Origin of the sequence: Pseudomonas frederiksbergensis, from assembly GCF_003732705.1 — a bacterium.
In the GTDB taxonomy this organism is placed as follows: domain Bacteria; phylum Pseudomonadota; class Gammaproteobacteria; order Pseudomonadales; family Pseudomonadaceae; genus Aquipseudomonas; species Aquipseudomonas frederiksbergensis_F.
Window position 1 is genome coordinate 1 of sequence record NZ_MOBR01000003.1, and the last position, 22,822, is coordinate 22,822.

Annotated in this window: 22 protein-coding genes; 12 read left to right on the forward strand and 10 right to left on the reverse strand. The window is 60.9% G+C overall.

Annotation, left to right across the window (positions count from 1 at the left end; translation table 11 throughout):
• Positions 1-99 precede the first annotated feature (99 nt).
• Both mazG and BK667_RS01970 read left to right on the forward strand, forming a co-directional pair.
• Positions 100-933: a nucleoside triphosphate pyrophosphohydrolase gene (gene mazG, locus BK667_RS01965; RefSeq protein ID WP_123596662.1), complete on the forward strand. Its 834-nt coding sequence runs from the start codon at positions 100-102 to the stop codon at positions 931-933.
• A 28-nt stretch (positions 934-961) separates the two neighbouring features.
• Positions 962-1,504, forward strand: a complete 543-nt coding sequence (locus BK667_RS01970; RefSeq protein WP_123509994.1) for a DUF2058 domain-containing protein — start codon at positions 962-964, stop codon at positions 1,502-1,504.
• Positions 1,505-1,570: 66 nt separating this feature from the next.
• Here the strand turns inward: BK667_RS01970 and BK667_RS01975 are convergent, their stop codons facing one another.
• From BK667_RS01975 to BK667_RS02005, 6 genes are all read right to left on the reverse strand, one after another.
• Positions 1,571-1,759 carry a hypothetical protein gene (locus BK667_RS01975; protein WP_123509995.1) on the reverse strand — a complete coding sequence of 63 codons (189 nt, stop codon included), beginning with the start codon at positions 1,757-1,759 and terminating at the stop codon, positions 1,571-1,573.
• 377 nt (positions 1,760-2,136) lie between these two features.
• Positions 2,137-3,357 carry a beta-ketoacyl-ACP synthase I gene (gene fabB / locus BK667_RS01985; protein WP_054054895.1) on the reverse strand — a complete coding sequence of 407 codons (1,221 nt, stop codon included), beginning with the start codon at positions 3,355-3,357 and terminating at the stop codon, positions 2,137-2,139.
• Positions 3,358-3,368: 11 nt separating this feature from the next.
• Positions 3,369-3,884: a 3-hydroxyacyl-[acyl-carrier-protein] dehydratase FabA gene (fabA, locus tag BK667_RS01990; RefSeq protein WP_042560484.1), complete on the reverse strand. Its 516-nt coding sequence runs from the start codon at positions 3,882-3,884 to the stop codon at positions 3,369-3,371.
• 248 nt (positions 3,885-4,132) lie between these two features.
• Positions 4,133-6,037, reverse strand: a complete 1,905-nt coding sequence (locus BK667_RS01995) for an ATP-binding protein (protein ID WP_123596664.1) — start codon at positions 6,035-6,037, stop codon at positions 4,133-4,135.
• Positions 6,034-6,963: an ABC transporter substrate-binding protein gene (locus BK667_RS02000; RefSeq protein ID WP_123596665.1), complete on the reverse strand. Its 930-nt coding sequence runs from the start codon at positions 6,961-6,963 to the stop codon at positions 6,034-6,036. Before BK667_RS02000 ends, BK667_RS01995 begins: the two co-directional genes overlap by 4 nt.
• Positions 6,964-9,087, reverse strand: coding sequence for a TonB-dependent receptor plug domain-containing protein (locus BK667_RS02005; RefSeq protein WP_123509999.1), 2,124 nt, complete (start codon positions 9,085-9,087; stop codon positions 6,964-6,966). It lies immediately after the preceding gene.
• Between the two features lie 196 nt (positions 9,088-9,283).
• On the opposite strand from BK667_RS02005, the gene BK667_RS02010 reads away from it, so the two are divergent.
• From BK667_RS02010 to BK667_RS02050, 9 genes are all read left to right on the forward strand, one after another.
• A complete protein-coding gene (locus BK667_RS02010; RefSeq protein WP_123596666.1) occupies positions 9,284-10,309 on the forward strand; it encodes an NAD(P)H-dependent glycerol-3-phosphate dehydrogenase in 1,026 nt (341 codons plus the stop codon).
• A gap of 31 nt (positions 10,310-10,340) precedes the next feature.
• Positions 10,341-10,688: a DUF4389 domain-containing protein gene (locus BK667_RS02015; RefSeq protein WP_123510001.1), complete on the forward strand. Its 348-nt coding sequence runs from the start codon at positions 10,341-10,343 to the stop codon at positions 10,686-10,688.
• A complete protein-coding gene (gene sixA / locus BK667_RS02020; RefSeq protein ID WP_123510002.1) occupies positions 10,685-11,137 on the forward strand; it encodes a phosphohistidine phosphatase SixA in 453 nt (150 codons plus the stop codon). Before BK667_RS02015 ends, sixA begins: the two co-directional genes overlap by 4 nt.
• A 211-nt stretch (positions 11,138-11,348) precedes the next feature.
• Complete coding sequence (locus tag BK667_RS02025; protein ID WP_123596667.1) at positions 11,349-13,016, forward strand: AMP-binding protein; 1,668 nt, start codon at positions 11,349-11,351, stop codon at positions 13,014-13,016.
• 32 nt (positions 13,017-13,048) lie between these two features.
• Positions 13,049-13,492, forward strand: a complete 444-nt coding sequence (locus tag BK667_RS02030; RefSeq protein ID WP_123510004.1) for a hotdog fold thioesterase — start codon at positions 13,049-13,051, stop codon at positions 13,490-13,492.
• A 295-nt stretch (positions 13,493-13,787) separates the two neighbouring features.
• Positions 13,788-14,594 carry an alpha/beta fold hydrolase gene (locus tag BK667_RS02035; protein WP_123596668.1) on the forward strand — a complete coding sequence of 269 codons (807 nt, stop codon included), beginning with the start codon at positions 13,788-13,790 and terminating at the stop codon, positions 14,592-14,594.
• Positions 14,591-15,445: an alpha/beta hydrolase gene (locus tag BK667_RS02040; RefSeq protein ID WP_123510006.1), complete on the forward strand. Its 855-nt coding sequence runs from the start codon at positions 14,591-14,593 to the stop codon at positions 15,443-15,445. Before BK667_RS02035 ends, BK667_RS02040 begins: the two co-directional genes overlap by 4 nt.
• A 115-nt stretch (positions 15,446-15,560) precedes the next feature.
• Positions 15,561-16,379 carry a DUF4892 domain-containing protein gene (locus BK667_RS02045; protein WP_123596669.1) on the forward strand — a complete coding sequence of 273 codons (819 nt, stop codon included), beginning with the start codon at positions 15,561-15,563 and terminating at the stop codon, positions 16,377-16,379.
• A gap of 69 nt (positions 16,380-16,448) precedes the next feature.
• A complete protein-coding gene (locus BK667_RS02050; RefSeq protein WP_123510008.1) occupies positions 16,449-17,501 on the forward strand; it encodes an AI-2E family transporter in 1,053 nt (350 codons plus the stop codon).
• Positions 17,502-17,726: 225 nt separating this feature from the next.
• Here the strand turns inward: BK667_RS02050 and xopAW are convergent, their stop codons facing one another.
• The 3 genes from xopAW to BK667_RS02065 all read right to left on the reverse strand — a co-directional run bounded on the left by xopAW (position 17,727) and on the right by BK667_RS02065 (position 20,646).
• The gene (gene xopAW, locus BK667_RS02055; protein ID WP_123596670.1) at positions 17,727-18,584 is read right to left on the reverse strand and encodes an EF-hand domain-containing protein; all 858 of its coding nucleotides are present in this window, start codon (positions 18,582-18,584) and stop codon (positions 17,727-17,729) included.
• Positions 18,585-18,838: 254 nt separating this feature from the next.
• Positions 18,839-19,888, reverse strand: a complete 1,050-nt coding sequence (locus BK667_RS02060; protein ID WP_123510010.1) for a sensor histidine kinase — start codon at positions 19,886-19,888, stop codon at positions 18,839-18,841.
• Positions 19,888-20,646, reverse strand: a complete 759-nt coding sequence (locus tag BK667_RS02065; RefSeq protein WP_123510011.1) for a response regulator — start codon at positions 20,644-20,646, stop codon at positions 19,888-19,890. Before BK667_RS02065 ends, BK667_RS02060 begins: the two co-directional genes overlap by 1 nt.
• Positions 20,647-20,939: 293 nt before the next feature.
• Between BK667_RS02065 and pyrF the strand changes: the two genes are divergently transcribed.
• Positions 20,940-21,638, forward strand: coding sequence for an orotidine-5'-phosphate decarboxylase (gene pyrF, locus BK667_RS02070; protein WP_185058162.1), 699 nt, complete (start codon positions 20,940-20,942; stop codon positions 21,636-21,638).
• 143 nt (positions 21,639-21,781) lie between these two features.
• Here pyrF and BK667_RS02075 read toward each other — a convergent pair whose 3' ends face one another.
• Positions 21,782-22,786, reverse strand: coding sequence for an NADP-dependent oxidoreductase (locus BK667_RS02075; RefSeq protein ID WP_123510012.1), 1,005 nt, complete (start codon positions 22,784-22,786; stop codon positions 21,782-21,784).
• Between the last annotated feature and the right edge of the window lie 36 nt (positions 22,787-22,822).

The following is a 22,822-nucleotide window of genomic DNA, read 5'->3' on the forward strand; positions in this document are numbered from 1 at the left end:
GAAGGCGTCATACCTGACACACCGCCTTCGCGGGCAAGCCTCGCTCCTACAGGTTTCCGGTTGCCCGACACACCGCGTCGAAGATGCAGAGATTGATTGATGTATTCACTTGAAGACTTATTGCACCTGATGAACCGCCTGCGCGACCCGCAGTTCGGCTGCCCGTGGGACATCAAGCAAACCTACGCCACCATCGTCCCGCACACCCTGGAAGAAGCTTACGAAGTGGCCGACGCCATCGAGCGCGGTGACTTCGATCACTTGCAGGGCGAGTTGGGCGATTTGCTGTTCCAGGTGGTTTATTACAGCCAACTGGCCAGGGAAGAAGGGCGGTTCGAATTTGCCGGCGTCATCGACGGCATCACCCGCAAACTGATCCGTCGTCATCCTCACGTGTTCCCCACCGGCGATCTGTATGCGCCGCTGGACGTTCCGCGTCTGAATGAAGAACAGGTCAAACAGCGTTGGGAAGAGATCAAGGCCGAAGAACGCGCCGAGAAATCTTCCGCGCCTGAACAACTGTCCTTGCTCGATGACGTGCCGGCGGCGTTGCCGGCATTGTCCCGTTCGGCGAAGCTGCAGAAGCGCGCCGGGCAGGTCGGTTTCGACTGGCCGGACGCGTTGCCGGTACTGGACAAGGTCCGCGAAGAGCTCGATGAAGTACTCGAAGCCATGGCCGATAACGACTCGGCAGCGATTGCCGACGAGGTCGGTGATCTGCTGTTTTCCGTGGTCAATCTGGCGCGTCATCTGAAGGTCGATCCGGAAACTGCCCTGCGTGGCGCCAACAGCAAATTCGAAAGACGCTTCCGTTTTATCGAACAGGCATTGCGCGACACCCACCGTCCCATAGAAGATTGCACCCTCGAAGAGTTGGACGCCCTGTGGGGCGAAGCCAAACGTCAGGAAAAGAATTTGCCCGGCTGCGGTTGAGCAGTTGCCTAAGTGAGAAATAAGCACCATGAGCATTTCCCTTCGCGACCAGTTGCTCAAAGCAGGGCTGGTCAACCAAAAGCAGGCCAAACAGGTCGGCAAAGAGAAGCAGAAGCAGCAACGCCTGGTCCATAAAGGCCAGATCGAACAGGACGACACCCAGCAGCGCCTGGCTCAGGAAGCGTTGGCCGAGAAGGTCAAGCGCGACCAGGAGCTGAATCGCCTGCAGCAGGAGAAGGTCGAGGCCAAGGCCCGTGCCGCACAGGTCAAGCAGTTGATCGAAGTCTCGCGCCTGCCCAAGTTGACCACCGAGGACTACTACAACTTCGTGGACGACAAGAAGGTCAAGCGCCTCTCGGTCAACCCGCTGATGCGCAACCAGCTCAGCAATGGCTTCCTGGCAATCGTGCACCACGCCGGCGGTTACGAAGTGATTCCCCGTGAGGCGGCCCTGAAGATCCAGGAGCGCGATCCACAGCGGATCGTGCAGCTGAACGTCAAGAAGGAAGAAGTCGCTGCCGAGGACGATCCGTACGCGGCCTATCAGATTCCTGATGATCTGATGTGGTAAGCCTTTAAGGCCTGCAACAACGACAAACCCCGCTCATGGCGGGGTTTATCGTTTTCAATGCTGTCATTACGCAGAGCGTGCTTCGCGTTTCTGTTCCTGCGTTTCCAGTTCAGCCTTGTAGCTATGGGCGTCGGTCTCGGAATGGAACATCCCCACCAGCATGTCTTGTTGATGTACATCCCAGATGCGGATACCGGCGGCGATGCCTTCATGGGATTTATGCGAATCGTCGCGTTCAGTTACTTTTACAGTCATCTGCTAGCTCCAATCTCAGTTACCTGCACCAAGGCGTGTGCAGGACTCTGTTATATGTTTTGTTAGGTTGCTAAGTAAATGCTTTCGTTCGGCAACGAATAATTGCGAAAACTGCAAAAGTCCCGCAGCCCGCCAAATACGCGACATTCGATCGCAGGCTGCTGAGTTTTATGACAAAAGTTTCATGTTCGCGATGAACAAAACCACTGTTTGAACGCCGTACCTGTAGGAGCCAGGCTTGCCGGCGAAGGCGCACTCAAGGACGCCTTCGCCGGCAATCCTGGCTCCTGCAAAAGCATTGCGATGGCTTTTTTCCAGGCACACAAAAACGCCCCGAACCAGTCGGGGCGTTTTTGTGTGCAGCTAGCGGTGGGGTATTACTTACCCGCCCAACGCTTCAGTACCAGCGTGGCATTGGTGCCGCCGAAACCGAAGCTGTTGCTCATCACGGTGTTGATGGTGGCGTCTTCGCGCGTCTTGGTCAGGATCGGCATGTCAGCCACTTCCGGGTCCAGTTCGTCGATGTTGGCGGAACCCGCCATGAAGTTGCCTTCCATCATCAGCATGCAGTAGATCGCTTCGTGAACGCCGGCGGCGCCCAGGGAGTGACCCGACAGGCTCTTGGTGGAGCTGATGGCCGGAGCGTTGGCGCCGAACACTTCACGCACACCTTTCATTTCCGCGACGTCGCCGACCGGAGTCGAGGTGCCGTGGGTGTTCAGGTAGTCGATCGGGGTGTCGACGGTGGACATGGCCATCTGCATGCAGCGGATGGCACCTTCGCCGCTTGGAGCGACCATGTCGTAGCCGTCGGACGTCGCGCCGTAGCCAACGATTTCCGCGTAGATCTTCGCGCCGCGGGCCAGAGCGTGTTCCAGCTCCTCGACCACGACCATGCCGCCACCGCCGGCGATGACGAAACCGTCACGCTTGGCGTCGTAGGCACGGGAAGCCTTTTCCGGGGTTTCGTTGTACTGGCTGGACAGGGCGCCCATGGCGTCGAACAGGAACGACTGGCTCCAATGTTCTTCTTCACCGCCGCCGGCGAACACGATGTCCTGCTTGCCCATCTGGATCTGTTCCATGGCGGTACCGATGCAGTGAGCACTGGTGGCGCAGGCAGATGCGATGGAGTAGTTCAGGCCCTTGATCTTGAACGGCGTGGCCAGGCAAGCGGAAACGGTGCTGCTCATGGTCCGCGTTACGCGGTATGGGCCGACGCGCTTCACGCCTTTCTCGCGCAGGATGTCCAGCGCTTCCATCTGGTTCAGCGTGGAGGCGCCACCGGAACCGGCGATCAGGCCGGTACGCGGGTTGGAGACTTGCTCATCGGTCAGACCGGAGTCAGTGATGGCGTCTTTCATGGCCAGGTAGGCGTAAGCCGCCGCGTGGCCGACGAAGCGATAGATCTTGCGATCGATCAGCTCTTCGAGGGGAAGGTCAATGGAGCCGGAAACCTGGCTACGCAGACCCATTTCAGCATATTCCGGGTTGAACCGGATGCCAGGGCGGCTTGCACGCAGGTTAGCGGAGACGGTCTCTTTGTCATTGCCCAGGCACGAAACGATGCCCAGACCAGTGATAACGACGCGGCGCATGCGGATAACCCTTAGAAGTTTTCAGTGGAGGTGAACACGCCGACCCGGAGGCCTTCGGCGGTGTAGATTTCGCGGCCGTCGACACTGACCGAACCGTCGGCGATAGCGAGGTTCAGCTTGCCTTTCAGGACGCGCTTGATCTGAATGTTATACGTAACTTTCTTGGCGGTCGGCAGGACCTGACCAAAGAACTTCACTTCACCCGAACCCAGGGCGCGGCCACGGCCCGGCAGACCCTGCCAGCCGAGGAAGAAGCCGACCAGTTGCCACATGGCGTCGAGGCCCAGGCAGCCCGGCATCACCGGATCGCCTTCGAAGTGACAGGCGAAGAACCACAGGTCCGGAGTGATATCCAGCTCGGCGACCAATTCACCTTTGCCGTACTTGCCACCCTCTTCGCTGATATGGGTGATGCGATCCACCATCAGCATGTTCGGGGCGGGCAGTTGCGCGTTACCTGGGCCGAACAGCTCACCGCGACTGCAGCGCAGCAGGTCTTCCCGAGTAAAGGCGTTTTGTTTGGTCATGCGAGCTCCTCAATAGTCCCGTGCGGCAGGGTGGGGCAAATCTTCCCGGCCGATCGAAGCGTTCATGCCTCGAGTCGACAGCCTACTCATAGACTATTGCGTTGTGGTGAAAGTCACAGCACCAAGGACATGAATGTACACTTGTGCACTGAAATTATTATTCAAGCCCCTTTTCGGGCCTGTTCGGGTGCCTAAGACTGCCGCACTTTCGCCTTTCACGCCAGTCACAGATAGCCGAAAGGACAGCACTACTGCACCCATCGCTGCAGAATTTGCTGCAGATCAGTGCGTTTGAAGGGCTTGGCCAGGTAATCGTTCATGCCCGCCGCCAGGCACGCTTCGCGGTCGCCCTGCAAGGCGTTGGCCGTCAGGGCGATGATCGGCAGGTCCAGGCAGCCGGGCAGTTGGCGAATCTGCCGGGTGGCTTCATAGCCGTCGATGACCGGCAATCGGCAGTCCATCAAAATCGCCTCGAAAATCAGGCTCTCGGCACTGCGCACTGCCTGCGCGCCATCGCTGGCGACGCTGACAGTAAAGCCCAAACTGCGCAACATCGCCTCGATGACCGTCTGGTTGACCGGATTGTCCTCCACCAGCAACACATTGCGTCCTTCACCGTGGCCATTGCCGGTCGGCACCCGCGGCGCCGGCAGCTCCGGCAACGCTTGTTTATAAAGGGCCAGGGGAATTTCCAGGGTAAATACCGAGCCGCGACCTTCCTCGCTCTGGGCCCGCAACGTACCGCCCATGCGCTCGGCGAGGGTGCGGGCAATCGGCAGGCCGAGCCCGGTGCCGCCGTAACGTCTTGAAATGGAACTGTCGGCCTGTTGGAACGCGTTAAACATCAATTCCAGGCTTTCGGGCGAAATTCCGATGCCGCTGTCGCGCACGGTGCAGGTAAACCACAACAATTCGTGGTCCAGGGATTGCCACTGCGGCTCGATGGTCACGCGGCCCTGTTCGGTGAATTTCAGCGCATTGCCGATCAGGTTGACCAGAATCTGCCGGATCCGCGTCGGATCGCCCTGAACCTGCAAGGCGCGCATGTCGTCGGGGACCACTAGCTCAAGGTCGAGCTTGCGTTGCGCCGCGCTGTGCTGGAAGGACTGGGCGCAGCTGCCGATCAGGTCCGCGAGGTTGAACGGAATGTGCTCCAGCTCCAGTTCCGAACGCTCAATGCGCGAGAAGTCGAGAATGTCGTTGATCACCTTGAGCAAGTGCTCGGTGGACTCCGAGGCCAGCGCCGCGTATTCGACCTGCTCCTCGGTCATGTCGGTGGTTTCGAGCAATTGCAGCATGCCCAGCACGCCGTTCATGGGCGTGCGCAGTTCGTGGCTCATCATCGCCAGGAAATCGGATTTGGCGTTGTTGGCTTTTTCCGCTTCCTCGCGGGTCTGGATCAACTGCGACATCGCTTGCTGCTGTTCGCGGCTGGCCTGTTCAAGACCGTCGGCGAGGTTGTTGATGTGTTGCGACAAGGCCCCCAGCTCGGTGTCATCGACAATCGGCAGCGGCGTGGTGTAGTCGCCTTTCTGGATCGCCTTGACTGCGTTGCCGATGTCGCGGATCGGTTGCGACAGACTGCCCGCCAGGCGCCGGGCCAGCAGGAAGGTAAACAGCAGGGCAAACAACGCAAGGATCCCGGCTTTGAACAGGATCTCTTGCTGGCGCTGGCTGAAGGCATCGTTGGACAGGCCGACGATCACCCGTCCCAAATAGTCCTCGCTCGGCGCGCTCACCGAGGTCTTGGTGTTCTGGAAGAAGTCATTGTTCAGCGCGATTCGTTGCAGCCGCACTGGCGCCTGAAACACTTCGACCTGCTGCGAGCGGTTGTGGGATTCCGACGGCTGCTCGACGTACACCAGAATCCGGTTGGCGTTGTCCTGCACTTCCAGAAACCGCACGTTGGGCGTGGCCAGCGTCGCCTTGAGCAAACTTTCCAGCACGTCGTTGTTGCCGGAAATCACCCCGTACTCGGTGGCCGGCGCCAGTTGGTTGGCGATCAGCTGCCCGGTGTGGTTGAGTTCCTGGCGCAGGTCCTGGATCCGCACGAAGGTGAAAAAGCTGATCAGCAGCAACGTCAGTAACAGGGCAGGGCCGAGGCTGATGATTTGCGTGCGGGTGTTGATGTCCCAACGGCGTCGGAAGGTCATGGGTGGCTTTCTCCTTCGGCCAACTGTGTTGCGACAGATGCTTCATTCATCTGTTCAATACCTAATGAACGAGCCACTTGTGGATTGCTTAAGACTTTGAAGTGCTTGGGATAGAGCGTACGCGGCCAACTGGCCGGCGGCCGGTCGAGCAAGTCGTCGAGAATTGCCAGCCAGTCGCTCTGGTCGCTGTAGGTGCTGGCCAGGCTGCCGGCCTTGACGAAAGCGGCGTTGGGGCCGATCAGCGCCATCTGTCGCGCGTAGCTGCTGAGCAACAGGTTTTTCGCGGTTTTGGGGTTGTACAGGTCGGGGTCATCGAGACCCAGCAGCACGTCGCAGTTTTTCAACAATGTCTGCAACGGGCGGCTGTCATTGGTGTTGTCCCAGGACTCGGTGACGATCTCAAGGCCCAGGGGCAGGGCGGCCAGGCGCAGTTCTTTCAAGAGGAATTCGCTGTGGCGGTCATAGAGCACGCCGACCCGGCGAACCTGGGGCAGGAGCAATCGGGTGAGGCGCAATTGCCGCTCCAGTGGCGGATCGCTCCACAACAGACTCAGGTGGGTGGGCAGCACATTATTCAGGCGTTGCCGCGCTTGCAAGCGACTGATGCGCAGCACCAGCGTCGCCGGCCCCTGACTGTCTTGCAGGCGCCAGTCGAGGCTCGGCAGGTCAAGCAGGATCAGGCGCGTGCCGCTGGACAGTTTGCCCGGCGCCGGCAGGCTGGCCAGCGGCTGGAAACGCACGCTGTCGGTGGGGCGCAATTCGCTCAGGGCCTGGGTGAAAGATTGCACGCCGGGGCTGTCTTCGGCGCCGGTCAACAGAATCTCCGCAGCGCTGGCCGGCAGACTGCACAGCAGTCCACCGACGATCAGGCACAACCCGGCCAGCATTCGGCCAAGGGTTGGCGTCTTCCGTGACGGCGGCTGCATCTAAAACGCCAGCTCCGCGCTGAAGTAGAGCACCCGGCGTTCGTCGTAGTTGTTGTCGACGAAGGTGGTGGGCTGATTGTCGAGGCGCTGTTGCATGACGCCGGCCAGTTCCAGGTTGGCCTTGCCCAGGCTGATGCGCTTGGCGATGCGTGTGTCGACCCGCTCGAAGCGGTAGCCGTTCAGCGCGTCGTCTCCATAGTAGAAGAGCGCGCTGTTCCAGCCCTGGCCCCAGTCGCGCAGCCAACCGGCAGAGCCGCTGTTGCGCGCGGTCTGCTGTTGGTCCAGCGGGTTGCTGGCCTTGGCATCGACGTAGGCATAGGTCAGGCGCAGGCGATCGGCGCGGCTGACGTGCCAGTCCAGTTGGGTTTCGGTCCCGCTGAAACGCGAGTTGTTGGCGTTGCTGGCGATGTACTGGTTGTTGCGCAACGGCTCGCTGATCATGCCGGTGATTTCGTCGTAGAACAGCTTCACATCCACCGCCAGCCCGAGCTCGGCGAAGAAACCGTTGTAGCCCAGTTCTCGGGAACGCATGCGCTCCTTGTCGAGGTCGCCGGGGCCGCGGGTCTTGACGAAGTAGCGGGCGCTGGTCTGGCCATAGGCGCTGGGCCGCAGGTTGGTCACCTGGTAGCTCCAGTTCACGTTGTTCTCGAACATGTCAGGCGAGCGAATCGCTTCGGAATACACCGCGCGCAAGCCATGGCGCGGGTTGATCAGGTAGTTGACCGCCACCCGTGGGGTCAGTGAGCTGCCGGTCAATTGCGTGTCTTCGAACATGGCGCCGCCCTGGAGCAACCAGTGTTCACTGGCGCGCCACTCGAGTTGGCCGAACGTACGCCAAGTGGTGTCGTCGAGCGTGCCATTGAAGTAGGTCTCGGAATCTGCCCGGTCGTAACGATAGTTCATGCCGCTGACCAGTCGCAGACTATCGGACAGGCTCAAGGTGTCTTGCAGTTCGAGGTCGTAGCGCGATTCCCGGGCACTTTGGTCGATGTCACCGCACAGGGTTTGTTTCGCGCCGTTTTTCCATTGCTCCAGCACCTGATTTCCCAGCGCTTGTTCTGCCGCAGTGCCCGCCGGTGCGCCGGGGCCGGTGTAGCGCTCCATATTGCGCGCCAGGCGTTCGGCGTAATTCGGGTTGAGTTGCCACAGATCGGTCAATTGCGGGCTGAACGACACTTCGGCGTCACAGGCGCGCCAGGTCTGCTGACGATCCCAGTGTTGCGCCGAGCCCTGGATATACAGGCTGTGGTCGGGATTTATGTCCAGGTTCCAGCGCAGGGAACCGGCGTAATCCTTGGCCACCACGTCGGAATTGTTCCCGGCGGCGGTAATCCCCGAGAACACAGGGCGGTAGGTGTACGGCCGCTGATTGCTGCCGTCCTTGGCATTTAATTGCCAATCGATGCTTTGGCTTTCATTAAGTGTCTGGCTGACGACGAGGTTGAAGCGGTCCAGGCGCCGACTGTCACGGTAATCGGCACCGGTGCGGTCCGAGTCGAAACCATCGTCTTGCTGGCCGGAGAGCGAAAGGCGCAAATCGCCGCCGTCCCAACCTGTGCCTTGGCTGGCGTAAAAATCATTGATGCCGCGCTGGCCCCGGGTGACTTTCAGGCGTGTGCCGTGGCTGTCCGCCGGGTTGCGCGTGATGATGTTGACCACCGCCATCAGCGCGTTGGCGCCGTAGCTGACGGTGTTCGGGCCGCGAAAGACTTCGATACGCTCGATGTCTTCCATGGCCACTGGAATATCGCTCCAGTCCACCGTGGCCAGGCCGGCGCGGTACACCGAGCGGCCATCGATCAACACCTGCATGCGTCGCGCTTCGCTGGCATTGGTGCCGTGGTAGTTCACCGCGGCCTGGTTACCGTTGATGTTGCCCACCATCATCCCCGGCACCAGCCGCAGCAATTCGCTGATGTCCCGGGCGCCGCTGGCGTTGATCAGTTCGCTATCGAGCACCGTCATGCTCCCCGGCACGGCGGCGGGCGACTGTTTCAGCCGCGTGGCCGTCAGCACTTGGGGCAGCGGCTCGTTGTCGAGGAACAGATCGTCGGCCAGCAAGGCCGGGCTGAAAATCAGCGCCAGAACCAGCGACGAGCGAGGTGAGGGAGGGCCAAAAGACACGACACAGCCTTGATAGCGATTAAGTGGCGCGCATGTTAACCGAGCTCAGTGACTTTTCCAGTCACGTTCAGGGCATTTTCCTCGGATATGTTGGTCTTCTTCCTACAAGTGTCGGTAATTGATGCAGGGACTGGCCGCGACTGGGCCGCTCCGTATAATGCCGGCATCGCCATTGGTATGGATTAACGGATTGCATATGACTGAACAGCGCCCAATTGCGGTCCTGGGAGGCGGAAGTTTTGGTACCGCCGTGGCAAATCTGCTGGCCGAGAACGGGCTTCAGGTCCGGCAGTGGATGCGTGACCCCGAACAGGCCGAGGCCATCCGGGTCAATCGCGAGAACCCGCGTTACCTCAAAGGCATCAAGATTTTGCCGGGCGTGGAAGCCGTCACTGACCTGCAAGCAACGCTGGAGGCCTGCGACCTGTGCTTCGTCGCCCTGCCGTCCAGTGCGTTGCGCTCGGTTTTGGCCCCGCACGCCGAACGTTTGAGCGGCAAACTGCTGGTGAGCCTGACTAAAGGCATCGAAGCCCACACGTTCAAGCTGATGAGCGAGATTCTCGAAGAGATCGCGCCGCAAGCACGCATCGGCGTGCTGTCCGGGCCGAACCTGGCCCGTGAAATCGCCGAGCACGCGCTGACCGCGACGGTGGTCGCCAGCGAAGACGAAGAACTGTGCTCACGGGTCCAGGAAGCGCTGCACGGCCGTACCTTTCGTGTGTACGCCAGCAACGACCGTTTCGGCGTGGAGCTGGGTGGGGCGCTGAAAAATGTCTACGCGATCATCGCCGGCATGGCCGTGGCGCTGGGCATGGGCGAAAACACCAAGAGCATGCTGATCACCCGCGCGCTGGCGGAAATGACTCGTTTTGCAGTGAATCAGGGCGCCAACCCGATGACCTTCCTTGGTCTGGCGGGCGTGGGCGACTTGATCGTCACCTGCTCGTCGCCGAAAAGCCGCAACTATCAGGTCGGGTTCGCCCTCGGCCAGGGTTTGAGCCTGGAAGATGCGGTGACGCGCCTGGGTGAAGTCGCCGAAGGCGTGAATACCCTGAAGGTGCTCAAGGCTAAGTCCCAGGAAGCAGGGGTGTACATGCCGCTGGTCGCCGGGTTGCATGCCATCCTGTTCGAAGGTCGCACGCTGGAGCAGGTGATCGGTCTATTGATGCGTGGCGAGCCGAAAACCGACGTCGACTTCATTTCCACCAGCGGTTTCAATTAAGCACGCCATCTACAGGGGCAGGGAGCGACACATGAACGATCCGAAAACAGAAGCCAAATACGAGTCCATCCTGCTGCGGGTGCTGTGGATGATCGTCTTCTTGCTGGTCTGGCAAGTGGCGCAGTTCATCCTCGGTGCGGTGGTGCTGGTGCAGTTGATCTATCGTTTGATTTATGGCGCCCCGAGCGCCAGCTTGATGAACTTCGGCGACAGCCTGAGCCAGTTCCTGGCGCAGATCGGTCGTTTCGGCACGTTCCACAGCGACCAGAAGCCTTGGCCGTTCGCCGACTGGCCGACGCCGCGTACACCGGAAGGTGAAGCGCCGCACGTGGTGGCGCCTGCGCCGCATCCGGCTCGAGATGAGGAACCCAAGCTATGAAACTCTGGGTATTGCGTCATGGTGAAGCCGAGCCTTATGGCTCGCGTCCTGACTCCGAACGGGCACTGACGGCCCACGGTCGTGAAGAAGTGCTGCGCAGTGCCGCCGAGTTGATCGGCCAGCCGATCTCGGCTATCTACGCCAGCCCTTACCTGCGCGCGCAGCAGACGGCGCAACTGGTCCGTGAAGCGCTGGGTTTCCAGCCGGAAATTCGCACCGTCGAGTGGCTGACACCCGACTACACACCGCAAAAAGTGTCGGAGCAGTTGGTGTCCGTGGATTATGCATTGCTGGTCAGCCATAACCCGCTGGTGGGCAATTTGCTGGGTTACCTGCAGAACGGTCATGTGCAGGACCCGGAAACCGTGAAAACCGCCGGACTGGCCGAACTTGAAGGCGACTTGCCGCTGGCGGGGGCGATGAAGCTCAAGGGCATCAAGCACCCGTAACGGCTGCGCTGCTTTTTGCTTTTGTAGGAGCGAGGCTTGCCCGCGAAGGCGTCGCACCAGTCGACATCGTTGTTGAATGACACGACGCCTTCGCGGGCAAGCCTCGCTCCTACAGGGCCGGTGGTGTTGCCGATTTTGTGTGAAATAGTCAACCAAGCACTTGCTTGGTTGACTACGCTTGCTCCAGACCAAAAACACAGGAGCAAGTCGCATGTCTGCTGCCTTTCGTTTGCCGCTGGACGTGTTCTACGAGCGTGAAGCCCGCCATCCCCGCCAGCGCTTTCTGGTCCAGCCGATAGGCGGTGGCCAGGTCGAAACCCTCACCTGGGAGGATGTCGGCCATCAGGCCCGCTGCGCCGCGCATTGGCTGCGCGCTCGGGAACTGCCCCAAGGCAGCCACATCGCCCTGATCTCGAAGAACTGCGCGCACTGGATCATCGCCGACCTGGCGATCTGGATGGCCGGGCATGTGTCGGTGCCGTTGTACCCCAACCTCACCGCCGAATCCGTGGCTCAAGTGCTCGAACACTCCGAAGCCGCGCTGGCGTTCATCGGCAAACTCGATGACTGGCCCGGCATGTCCCGTGGGGTCAGCCCCGACCTGCCGACCATCAGCCTGCCGTTACATCCGCCGGGCACCTTCGATTTCAGCTGGGACGACTTGCAAAAAAGTTCGCCAATCCAGGACAACCCGAAGCCCGCCGCCGAGCAGTTGGCGACCATCATTTACACCTCTGGCACCACCGGCCTGCCCAAAGGCGTGATGCACAGTTTCGGTAACCTCGGTTTTGCCACCACCCGTGGCACACAATTGTTCGGCCTCAATGAGTCGGATCGACTGCTGTCCTACCTGCCGCTGTGCCATGTCGCCGAGCGGATGTTCGTCGAACTCGCTTCGATCTATACCGGGCAAACCGTGTTTTTTGCCGAGAGCCTCGACACCTTTCTCACCGATTTGCAGCGCGCCCGGCCAACGGCGATGTTCGGTGTGCCACGAATCTGGACCAAATTCCAGATGGGCGTGTACAGCAAGATCCCGGCAAAACGCCTCGATTTCCTCCTCGGTCTGCCGATTATCGGCAAGCGGGTCGGCCACAAAGTCCTCGCCGGGCTGGGGCTGGATGCGCTGCGCGTGGCCTTGTCCGGCGCCGCGCCCGTGCCGCAGACCCTGTTGCTGTGGTATCGCAAATTGGGTCTGGACGTGCTGGAGGTGTATGGCATGACCGAAAGCTGTGGTTACTCGCACATCGGTCGGCCAGGAGACGACAAACCGGGCTGGATCGGCAAGCCCTGCCCGGAGGTTGAGGTGCGGATCGCCGAGACGGGGGAGGTCATGGTGCGCAGCGGCGCGACCATGCTCGGCTATTTCAAGGAACCTGAGAAAACCGCTGACACCATTACCGAAGACGGCTTCCTGCGCACCGGTGACAAGGGCGAGCAAGACGCCGAAGGCAACCTGCGCCTGACTGGGCGCCTGAAGGAAATCTTCAAGACCAGCAAAGGCAAATACGTGGCCCCGGCCCCGATCGAGAATCGCCTGGCGGTGCATTCGCGGATCGAACAAGTGTGCGTGGTCGGCGATGGGTTGAGTGCGCCCCTGGGGCTTTGCGTGTTATCGGCGGTCGGTTTGCAGGACGCCGCCAGTTCGGCTCGAAGCGTCTTGCATTCGAGCCTGGAAAAACTCCTGGAAGAGGTCAACGGTGTCCTCGACAAACATGAACGCTTGCGTCGGCTGGTGGTGGTCAAGGACAGTTGGGCGGTGGAAAACGGCTTTCTCACGCCGACCTTGAAGATCAAGCGCAACGTGATCGAAGCGGCGTATGGCGCCCGTTTCGAAGAATGGAGCGAGCGCAATGAAGCGGTGCTGTGGCAGGATTGAGTGACGAACAACCTCAATAAAGGAAGTCAGCGATGAGTCTGTGGCGTACCGCTCCGAACATTGAACAATTGAATGCCATCCAGAAAAACACCATCGGCGAAGTGCTGGATATCCGCTTCGAAGCCTTCGACGACGAGTCCCTGACCGCCAGCATGGTCGTCGACCATCGCACTCACCAGCCTTACGGCCTGCTGCACGGCGGCGCCTCGGTGGTGCTGGCCGAAACCGTCGGTTCGATGGCCAGCTACCTGTGCATCGATGCCAGCAAGTTTTATTGCGTGGGCCTGGAAATCAACGCCAACCACTTGCGCGGCTTGCGCAGTGGGCGGGTGACGGCGGTGGCCAGGGCGATTCACATCGGTCGCACCACGCATGTCTGGGATATTCGGTTGACCAGCGATGAGGGCAAGGCGAGCTGTGTTTCGCGATTGACCATGGCGGTGGTGCCGTTGGGTGAGAATCCTCCGGCGCGTTGAGATCGGGTGGGGACAGTTAAAGCCACCCCTCACTGCCCTCCCCAGAGGGGAGAGGGGGAAAGGGAGCCGATCTTCATGTTGTTCAAACCTGAGTTTGACTCGATTTCTCAGGTCGATGTCGCTCTAAGAACACCTCGGTCGGCTCCCTCTCCCCTCTGGGGAGAGGGCTGGGTGGATTTAATTGACACCCATAGGCATGGCCGGACTGTCATCATTCCTGTCAGTTACGGTCATTGCTGTCACCCACCGTCTTACGGACAATCAACGCACGTTTCTCGCCCATGGATTGACCGGTATGTCGCAGCAGATCTTTTTCGCCCACGCCAATGGTTTTCCTTCGGGGACCTACGGCAAGTTGTTCGCGGCGTTGGCCCCTGAATATCAGGTGACGCATCTGGAGCAGCACGCCCATGACCCGCGTTTCCCGGCAGACGACAACTGGCGCAACCTGGTGGATGAGCTGATCCATCACCTCAAGCGACAACCGGAACCGGTCTGGGGCGTCGGCCATTCTTTCGGCGGTGTGCTGCACCTGCACGCGGCCCTGCGCTGTCCCGAGTTGTATCGCGGCGTCGTCATGCTCGATTCGCCAGTGCTGACCCGCGCCGATCAATGGGTGATCCTCGCTGCCAAGCGTTTCGGCTTTATCGATCGGCTGACGCCGGCCGGGCGTACCTTGGGTCGGCGCGAAGAGTTTGCCGATCTGGACAGCGCCCGCCGCTACTTTTCCGGCAAAACCCTGTTTCGCGGTTTCGACCCGGAATGCTTCGACGCCTACTTGCAGCACGGTTTGCACAAGGTCGGCGACAAGCTGCGCCTGCGTTTCGATCCGGCTACGGAAATCAGCATTTACCGCGGCGTGCCCCACACCAGCCCCGGCCGCGCACGGCAATTGAAAGTGCCGCTGGCGGTGGTGCGCGGGAATAACAGCCGCGTGGTCATGCGCCATCACGCCAGTTCCGTGGTGCGCATGCCCTTGGGCGAATCCCTGACCATGCCCGGCGGCCACATGTTTCCCCTCGAACGTCCGCAAGACACCGCCACACTGCTGAAAAACCTGTTCAGCCGCTGGGAAGGTCGTCGCCAGCAGGATTGCGCATGAGCAGCGTCGTCGAAGAAGTCCGTCTGAGCCTGCCGCACATCGAGCTGGCGGCGCACCTGTCGGGTCCCGAGGATGGCTTGCCGGTGATCGCTTTGCACGGCTGGCTGGACAATGCCAACAGCTTTGCCCGGTTGGCACCCAAGCTCAAAGGATTGCGGATTATTGCGCTGGACATGGCTGGCCACGGCCATTCCGGGCATCGTCCGGTCGGCGCCGGTTACGCGATGTGGGATTACGCCCACGACGTGCTGCAAGTCGCCGAACAGCTTGGACTCAAGCGGTTTGCGCTGCTGGGCCACTCCATGGGCGCGATTGCGTCGATGATCATCGCCGGGTCAATGCCGGAGCGCGTCACGCATCTGGCCTTGATCGACGGTGTGATTCCTCCTACAGACAAAGGCGAAAATGCAGCCGAGCGCATGGGCATGGCCCTGCAAGCGCAGCTGGATCTGCGGGAGAAACGCAAACCGGTATACAACACGCTGGACCGGGCCATCGAAGCGCGGATGAAAGGCCTGGTGGCGGTCAGTCGCGAAGCTGCCGAACTGTTGGCGCAACGGGGCCTGATGCCGGTACCGGGCGGTTATACCTGGCGCACCGACAGTCGTCTCACGCTGCCATCGCCGCTGCGTCTGACCCAGGAACAAGCCATGGCCTTCGTCGCGCGTATCACTTGTCCTACGCGGCTGGTGGTGGCGGCCGACGGCATGCTCGCCAAACATCCCGAGTTGCTGGAGCGTCTACCCTTTAGCCGTGAACAGCTGCCAGGTGGCCATCATTTGCACCTGAATGACGAGGCCGGCGCCGACCTTGTCGCAGACTGTTTCAATCGGTTCTTCGCCGTTCCTTGACTTGCGCCGGGCAACTGTCGAGGCTGGGCGGGTTGAAAAGGGAGACAACCATGATAAATCTCTACACCGCTGCGACCCCGAATGGCCTCGCGGTCGCCCTGGCCATGCTTATCCAATGAGCCTGCCTAAGCGTTCACTCAGCCTGTTGGCGTTGTGTTGTTTCAGCCCTTTGTTATTTGCTGCCGATATTCCGGGCAGCCAGGACCTGCCGATCGTGCCACGCCTGGCCGATGCGCAGATCGTCGACTATCGCCCACCCGTGGAGCTTGAACGGATCTATCCGCTGGGCTCGATCCGCAAGATCAGCGGCCAATTGCGTTTCGACGGCCAGGTCAGCGCCCGTGGGCAAACCACGTCGGTGACCTACGAGCTGCCGCCGGAACATTCTTCCACTGAAGCCTTTACCGCCGCCCGCGAAGCCTTGCAGAAGCAGGGCGCCGAACTGCTCTTCTGGTGCCAGGCCCGAGATTGCGGCGAAAGCAGCCTGTGGGCCAATGAAGTCTTCGGCAATTCCAAGCTCTACGGCGCGGACGAGCAACAGGCGTATTTGTTACTGCGTCTGGCAGCGCCCAAGGACAATTCACTGGTGGCGCTCTACAGCATCACCCGCGGCAATCGCAAAGCCTACCTGCACGTTGAACAGTTTGAATCAGCCGCGCCGCTGGGGGATTTGCTGCCGACCTCGGCCACCCTGCTGCGCCAGCTCAAAAGCACCGGCGAGCTGGATTTCCCGAAACTCAGTGCCGATCCCGATGACACCTGGCTGCGCTTGATCTCCCGTGGTTTGAACCTCGACACCACGCTGCGGGTCAGTGTTTCCGGGGTCAAGGCCGAAGCCTGGCGCCAATCGCTGATTGCCTTGGGCGTACGTGCGGCGCGCATGGAAACCGGCAGCGTCGAGGGCTCTGGCCTGCACATCGAACTGTTGCGGTAAGCTGCATCCGGCGAACGCGTCCCGCGCGTTCGCCTACTCTTTTGCGAACTGACTTTTTTCGAGATATCGATGATCAATAACGATCGGCTGTTGGTGCAGATTCTGCTCCTGGTGCTGTTTGGCGCGAGCTTCTGGGTGATGGCGCCGTTCTGGTCGGCATTGTTCTGGGGCGCGGTGCTGGCGTTCGCCAGTTGGCCGCTGATGCGCTTGCTGACCCGTTGGCTCAACGGCCGTGAATCCCTGGCGGCCGCCTTGCTGACCCTGGGCTGGATGTTGCTGGTGGCGGTGCCCTTGGTGTGGCTGGGGTTCAACCTGGCGGACCACGTGCGCGATGCCACGGCGTTCATCAAGGATGTGCAGGTCGATGGCCTGCCGGAAGCGCCGGTCTGGCTGGTCAGCGTTCCTCTGGTCGGTGAACGGCTGGTGGGCATCTGGAACAGCATCGACGAGCAGGGCGCGGCGATGATGTTGGCGGTCAAACCTTATCTCGGGCAGGTCGGTAACTGGTTGCTGGCGCGCAGTGCGCAGATTGGCGGCGGCATTCTCGAACTGACCCTGAGCATTGTCTTCGTGTTCTTTTTCTACCGTGACGGGCCGCGCCTGGCGGCGTTTGTGCATAGCTTGCTGTCACGCCTGATCGGTGACCGCGCCGGGTACTACATCGAACTCGTCGCCGGCACCGTGCAACGGGTGGTGAACGGGGTGATCGGCACGGCGGCGGCCCAGGCCGTGCTGGCGTTGATCGGGTTCCTGATTGCGGGAGTGCCTGGGGCGTTGGTGCTGGGGATCGTGACATTCATGTTGAGCCTGATTCCGATGGGGCCGCCGCTGATCTGGATTCCGGCCACGGCCTGGCTGGCCTGGAAGGGCGAGTACGGGATGGCGGTGTTCCTCGGGATCTGGGGCACGTTCATCATCAGTGGCGTGGACAATGTGCTCAAGCCGTACCTGATCAGTCGCGGCGGGAATCTGCCGTTGGTGATTGTGCTGCTGGGGGTGTTTGGCGGGTTGATTGCGTTCGGGTTTATCGGGTTGTTTATCGGGCCGACGTTGTTGGCGGTGGCGTACAGCTTGTTGACGGACTGGAGCAAGAGCCAGGCGCGGGTTGAAGACCGCCGCTGATTTTGCTCTGACGCTGATCTTGCTCTGTAGGAGCAAAGCTTGCTCGCGATAGCGTCCTGACAGGCAATGAAAAACCCACTGAATCCATAGCGGTCAGTGGGCTTTTTTGTGTCTGTGATGGCCTCTTCGCGGGCAAGCCTCGCTCCTACAGGTTTTGTGTTGTCCGCGAATTTTCCGGACGACACAAAACCTGTAGGAGCGAGGCTTGCCCGCGAAGCTTTTTGGTCAGGTCGAGACGTTCAGGTACTTGCCCGCGCTCGCAACGTTATCGAGCGAATACTGTTTGGTCAGGTTGGCGATCATTTTTTGCAGGGCTTCGCTGACATTCGACTGATCGGTGGAGCTGTCGCTGTTTTTCTCGCGGCCGGCTTGCAGTGCAGCCTTGAGCTCATCGCTGCTGACGCCACCGCTGCTGTCGCTGTCGAGCACCTTCAACAGCGCGGCGCTGGTATCGGTGGCGTTCGATGAGCTGCTGGTGCTCGCCTGCAACGCGCTGCTCAGTTCGGTGGCGCTGATACTGCCATCGCTGTCGGTGTCGAGCTGGCTGAACAACTGATTGCTGGAGGCCTGTTGCGGCGGCGGTGGCGGCGGGCTCAGGGCGGCGGTGAGTTCGTCCTTGCTGACGGTGCCATCCTGGTTTTTGTCCAGGGCTGAGAAGATTTCCTTACTGTCGGCGCTGCTGCCGGCAGCGGTCAGGCCATTGCTCAATTCATCGCTGCTGAGGTTGCCGTCGCCATCGGCGTCCAATGCGCCGAGCAGCGCGTCGGCCAGGTCCGTGTTCGGTGCCTGATCCTGAGGCGGTGCGGGCGGGGCCATCGCTGCCATTTCCTCGCTGCTCAGGCTGCCGCTGTCATCGCTGTCGAGGTCGGTGAAGTTCTTGCTCAGGTCGGCCAACAGGCGATTGTCGGGTTTATCCGACTGGGCGGTCTTCAGCTCGTCCTGACTCACCGAGCCGTCGCCATTGCTGTCGAGCTTGGTGAACAGCTGTTTCTGGAACTCTGCACGGCGGGCGGCGTTGGCCGCCGTGCTGCTGGTGCTCGTGCTGGTATAGCTCGTGTAGTTGCTGCTGACGCTACCGATCATTGGGCTCACTCCTTTGGACGGAAAACCGGTGAGTGCACCGGCTTATGCAGCCTCAAGGGGTAAGTTGTCGTGGGTGTGTGGCGTTTGTACCGGTTGGTACACATGCGCAAATGTCAGAGCAGACACGGACCCTGTGGGAGCGAGCTTGCTCGCGATAGCGGTCTGTCAGTCACATTGATGTTGAATGTGCCGCCGTCATCGCGAGCAAGCTCGCTCCCACAGGAGGCTGTGCACACAGAAAATCCGGGTTTGGCTTAAGTGCGAGGCAGGTTGATGACGGCAGTAAGACCACCGCCCGGTGTTTCTTCCAGGCTCAACTGCCCGCCCAGGCGTTCCGCCGCTTCCCGGGCGATGGTCATGCCCAGGCCGACGCCACCGGAGTTACGGTTGCGCGAACCCTCCAGGCGAAAGAACGGCTCGAACACCGCTTCACGCTTGTCCGCCGCAATCCCCGGACCGTGGTCGATCACCCGGATCAGCAGATGCCCGCGACTGTCCTCCAGGGTAATCAACGCTTCCCCGGCATAACGCAGGGCATTGTCCATCAGGTTATTGATGCACGAACGCAAGGCCATCGGCTGCACTTGCAGCGGCGCGCAATGACCACTGGCCTGGACGTCGGCCCCCTGGTCCTGGGCGTTTTCGCTCAGGGATTCCACGAGTGCCTGCACGTCCATCCACTGTCGGGCTTCGCTGGTGCGTTGTTCGTGCAGGTAGGTGAGGGTGGCGTCGAGCATGCCGATCATGTCATCCAGATCCTGGCGCATCTGGCCTTGCAGCTTGTCGTCGTCGATTTGTTCCAGGCGTAGCTTGAGGCGCGACAGCGGCGTGCGCAGGTCATGGGACACCGCGCCGAGCATTCGCGAGCGCTGCTGCACTTGTTCGATGATCCGGCGCTGCATCTTGTTGAAAGTGTGGGCTGCTTGCCGCGCTTCCCGGGGGCCGGACTCGTCCAGCGGCGGGCTGTCGAGGTTTTCGCTCAAGCGCTCGGCGGCATCGCTCAAGCGCTGGATCGGCCGGCTCAGCAATTTGGCGCCATACCAGGCAGCAATGATCAGCGAGACCAGTTGAAAGGTCAGTGGCACCAACGGCCCGCCGAACCATGGGCGGGGCGGGCGTTTTTCGAAGCGCGGGTCCATCGGTGGACGCGGGCCGCCGAAGTCTTCAGAAAAACCGGGCGGCGGCGGAGGGGGAGGCGGGCCGTAATGGTGAAACCAGAAAAACGCCAGCAAGTGCGCCAGGATGATCGCGATCAACAGCACGCCAAACAGGCGGCCGAACAGCGTATCGAAGCGCGCACGCATCAGCCGATGTCTCTCGCGTCGAACAGATAACCCTCACCGCGAACGGTCTTGATCAGCTGTGGGTTTTTCGGGTCATCGCCGAGTTTCTGGCGCAGGCGCGACACCAGCAGGTCAATGCTGCGATCAAAGGCTTCGATCGAACGACCACGGGCGGCATCCAGCAATTGTTCGCGGCTGAGCACCCGGCGCGGGCGTTCGATAAACACCCACAGCAAGCGGAACTCGGCGTTGGACAGCGGCACCACCAGGCCATCGGCAGCGATCAACTGGCGCAGCACGCTGTTCAGGCGCCAGTTGTCGAAGCGAATGTTCGCACGCTGTTCGGTGCGATCGTCGCGCACCCGCCGCAGAATCGTCTGAATCCGCGCTACCAGTTCCCGTGGCTCGAACGGCTTGGCCATGTAGTCGTCGGCGCCCAGTTCCAGGCCGATGATCCGGTCGGTGGGTTCGCAACGGGCGGTGAGCATCAGGATCGGGATGTCCGACTCGGCGCGCAGCCAGCGGCACAGGGACAAACCGTCTTCGCCGGGCAGCATCAAATCGAGCACCACCACGTCAAAATGTTCCGCTTGCAGCGCCTGGCGCATGGCCGCGCCATCGGTGACGCCGCTGGCGTGGATATTGAACCGGGCCAGGTAATCGATCATCAATTCGCGGATCGGGACGTCATCGTCGACGATCAGGGCACGAATGCTCCAGCGTTTGTCGTCGCCGGGCGCTTTTTGATCGTCGTTCACAGGGGCTTGAGTGCTGTGCATGCGTGGGTTCATCTGCCAAGTAGGCTGCCAACCACAAAGATGGGCTGCGAGGTTGTGGCTTCAGCATAGGCGTCCAGCCCGAAGGCGGGAAGTGCTGTAAGGACGTGTTGCGGCTGCCGAGGGTAGCGACGCCCTTTGTTGTGGGCGTGTCCTGTGTGTATCGGGCTCGACACAATGGGCGCAGCGTCTAGGCTTGCTGGAGGTTGCGGGACGATTTACCGATCATCGGGTCCCGCAGCGGCGCTGGTTCCGCTACAATGCGCGCCGATTTCGTCCTGCCTGAGAGCCCGCACATGTCCGTCTGCCAGACTCCTATCATCGTCGCCCTGGATTTCCCCACCCGTGACGCCGCACTGAAGCTGGCCGACCAGTTGGACCCGAAACTGTGCCGGGTCAAAGTCGGCAAGGAGCTGTTTACCAGCTGCGCTGCGGAAATCGTCGGCACCCTGCGCGACAAGGGTTTCGAAGTGTTCCTGGACCTCAAGTTCCACGACATCCCGAACACCACCGCCATGGCGGTCAAGGCTGCGGCGGAAATGGGCGTGTGGATGGTCAACGTGCACTGCTCCGGCGGTCTGCGCATGATGGCGGCGTGCCGTGAAGTGCTCGACCAGCGTACCGGCCCCAAGCCGCTGTTGATCGGCGTGACCGTGCTGACCAGCATGGAGCGTGAAGATCTGGCAGGCATCGGCCTGGACATCGAACCGCAGGAACAGGTTCTGCGACTGGCGGCACTGGCGGAAAAAGCCGGGATGGACGGTCTGGTGTGCTCGGCCCTGGAAGCCCAGGCCCTGAAAACGGCCCACCCGACGCTGCAACTGGTGACCCCGGGGATTCGTCCGGCTGGCAGCGCCCAGGACGATCAACGCCGCATCCTGACGCCGCGTCAGGCACTGGATGCCGGTTCTGATTATCTGGTGATTGGTCGTCCGATCAGCCAGGCGGCGGATCCGGCCAAAGCGTTGGCCGACGTCGTAGCCGAAATCGCTTAACCAGAAACACTGAAGATCCAAAATGTGGGAGCGAGCCTGCTCGCGAAAGCGGTGTATCAGCCAACATTAATGTCGACTGACACTCCGCCTTCGCGAGCAGGCTCGCTCCCACAATTGGTTTTGGGGCGTCTTCAGATACCGGGTTAAACCTTCAAAACCAACTTCCCGAAGTTCTCCCCGCTGAACAATTTCATCAGCGTCTCCGGGAACGTTTCCAGTCCTTCGACAATATCTTCGCGGCTCTGCAACTGCCCCTTGGCCATCCAGCCGGCCATTTCCTGCCCGGCGCTGGCGAATTGGGCGGCGTAGTCCATCACCACAAAGCCTTCCATCCGTGCACGGTTGACCAGCAGCGACAGGTAGTTGGCCGGGCCCTTGACCGCTTCCTTGTTGTTGTACTGGCTGATGGCGCCGCAAATCACTACCCGCGCCTTCAGGGCCAGGCGACTCAGTACGGCGTCGAGGATGTCGCCGCCGACGTTATCGAAATACACGTCCACGCCTTTCGGGCATTCGCGCTTGAGCCCGGCCACGACGTCTTCGTTTTTGTAGTCGATGACGCCGTCAAAACCCAGTTCATCGATCAGGAACTTGCACTTGTCCGCGCCACCAGCGATGCCGATCACGCGACAGCCTTTGATCTTGGCGATCTGCCCGGCAATGCTGCCCACCGCGCCCGCCGCCCCTGAGAGCACAACGGTTTCGCCGGCCTTCGGTGCGCCGACATCCAGCAGGGCGAAGTACGCGGTCATGCCGGTCATGCCCAGGGCCGACAAGTAACGCGGCAGTGGTGCCAGTTTCGGATCAACCTTGTAGAAACCGCGCGGCTCGCCGAGGAAATAATCCTGCACACCGAGGGCGCCGTTGACGTAGTCCCCGACCGCAAACCCCGGATTGTTCGACGCCACGACTTTGCCTACGCCCAAGGCGCGCATGACCTCGCCGATGCCGACCGGCGGGATGTAGGATTTGCCCTCGTTCATCCAGCCACGCATGGCCGGGTCCAGGGACAGGTATTCGTTCTTGACCAGGATCTGACCTGTCGCCGGTTCGCCGACCGGTACTTCTTGAAAGGTGAACGTTTCGCGGGTCGCCGGACCCACCGGGCGTTTGGCGAGCAGGAACTGGCGATTGGTCTGTGAAGTCATGACAGGCACTCAAGATGAATGAAGCTTTGTTGATAG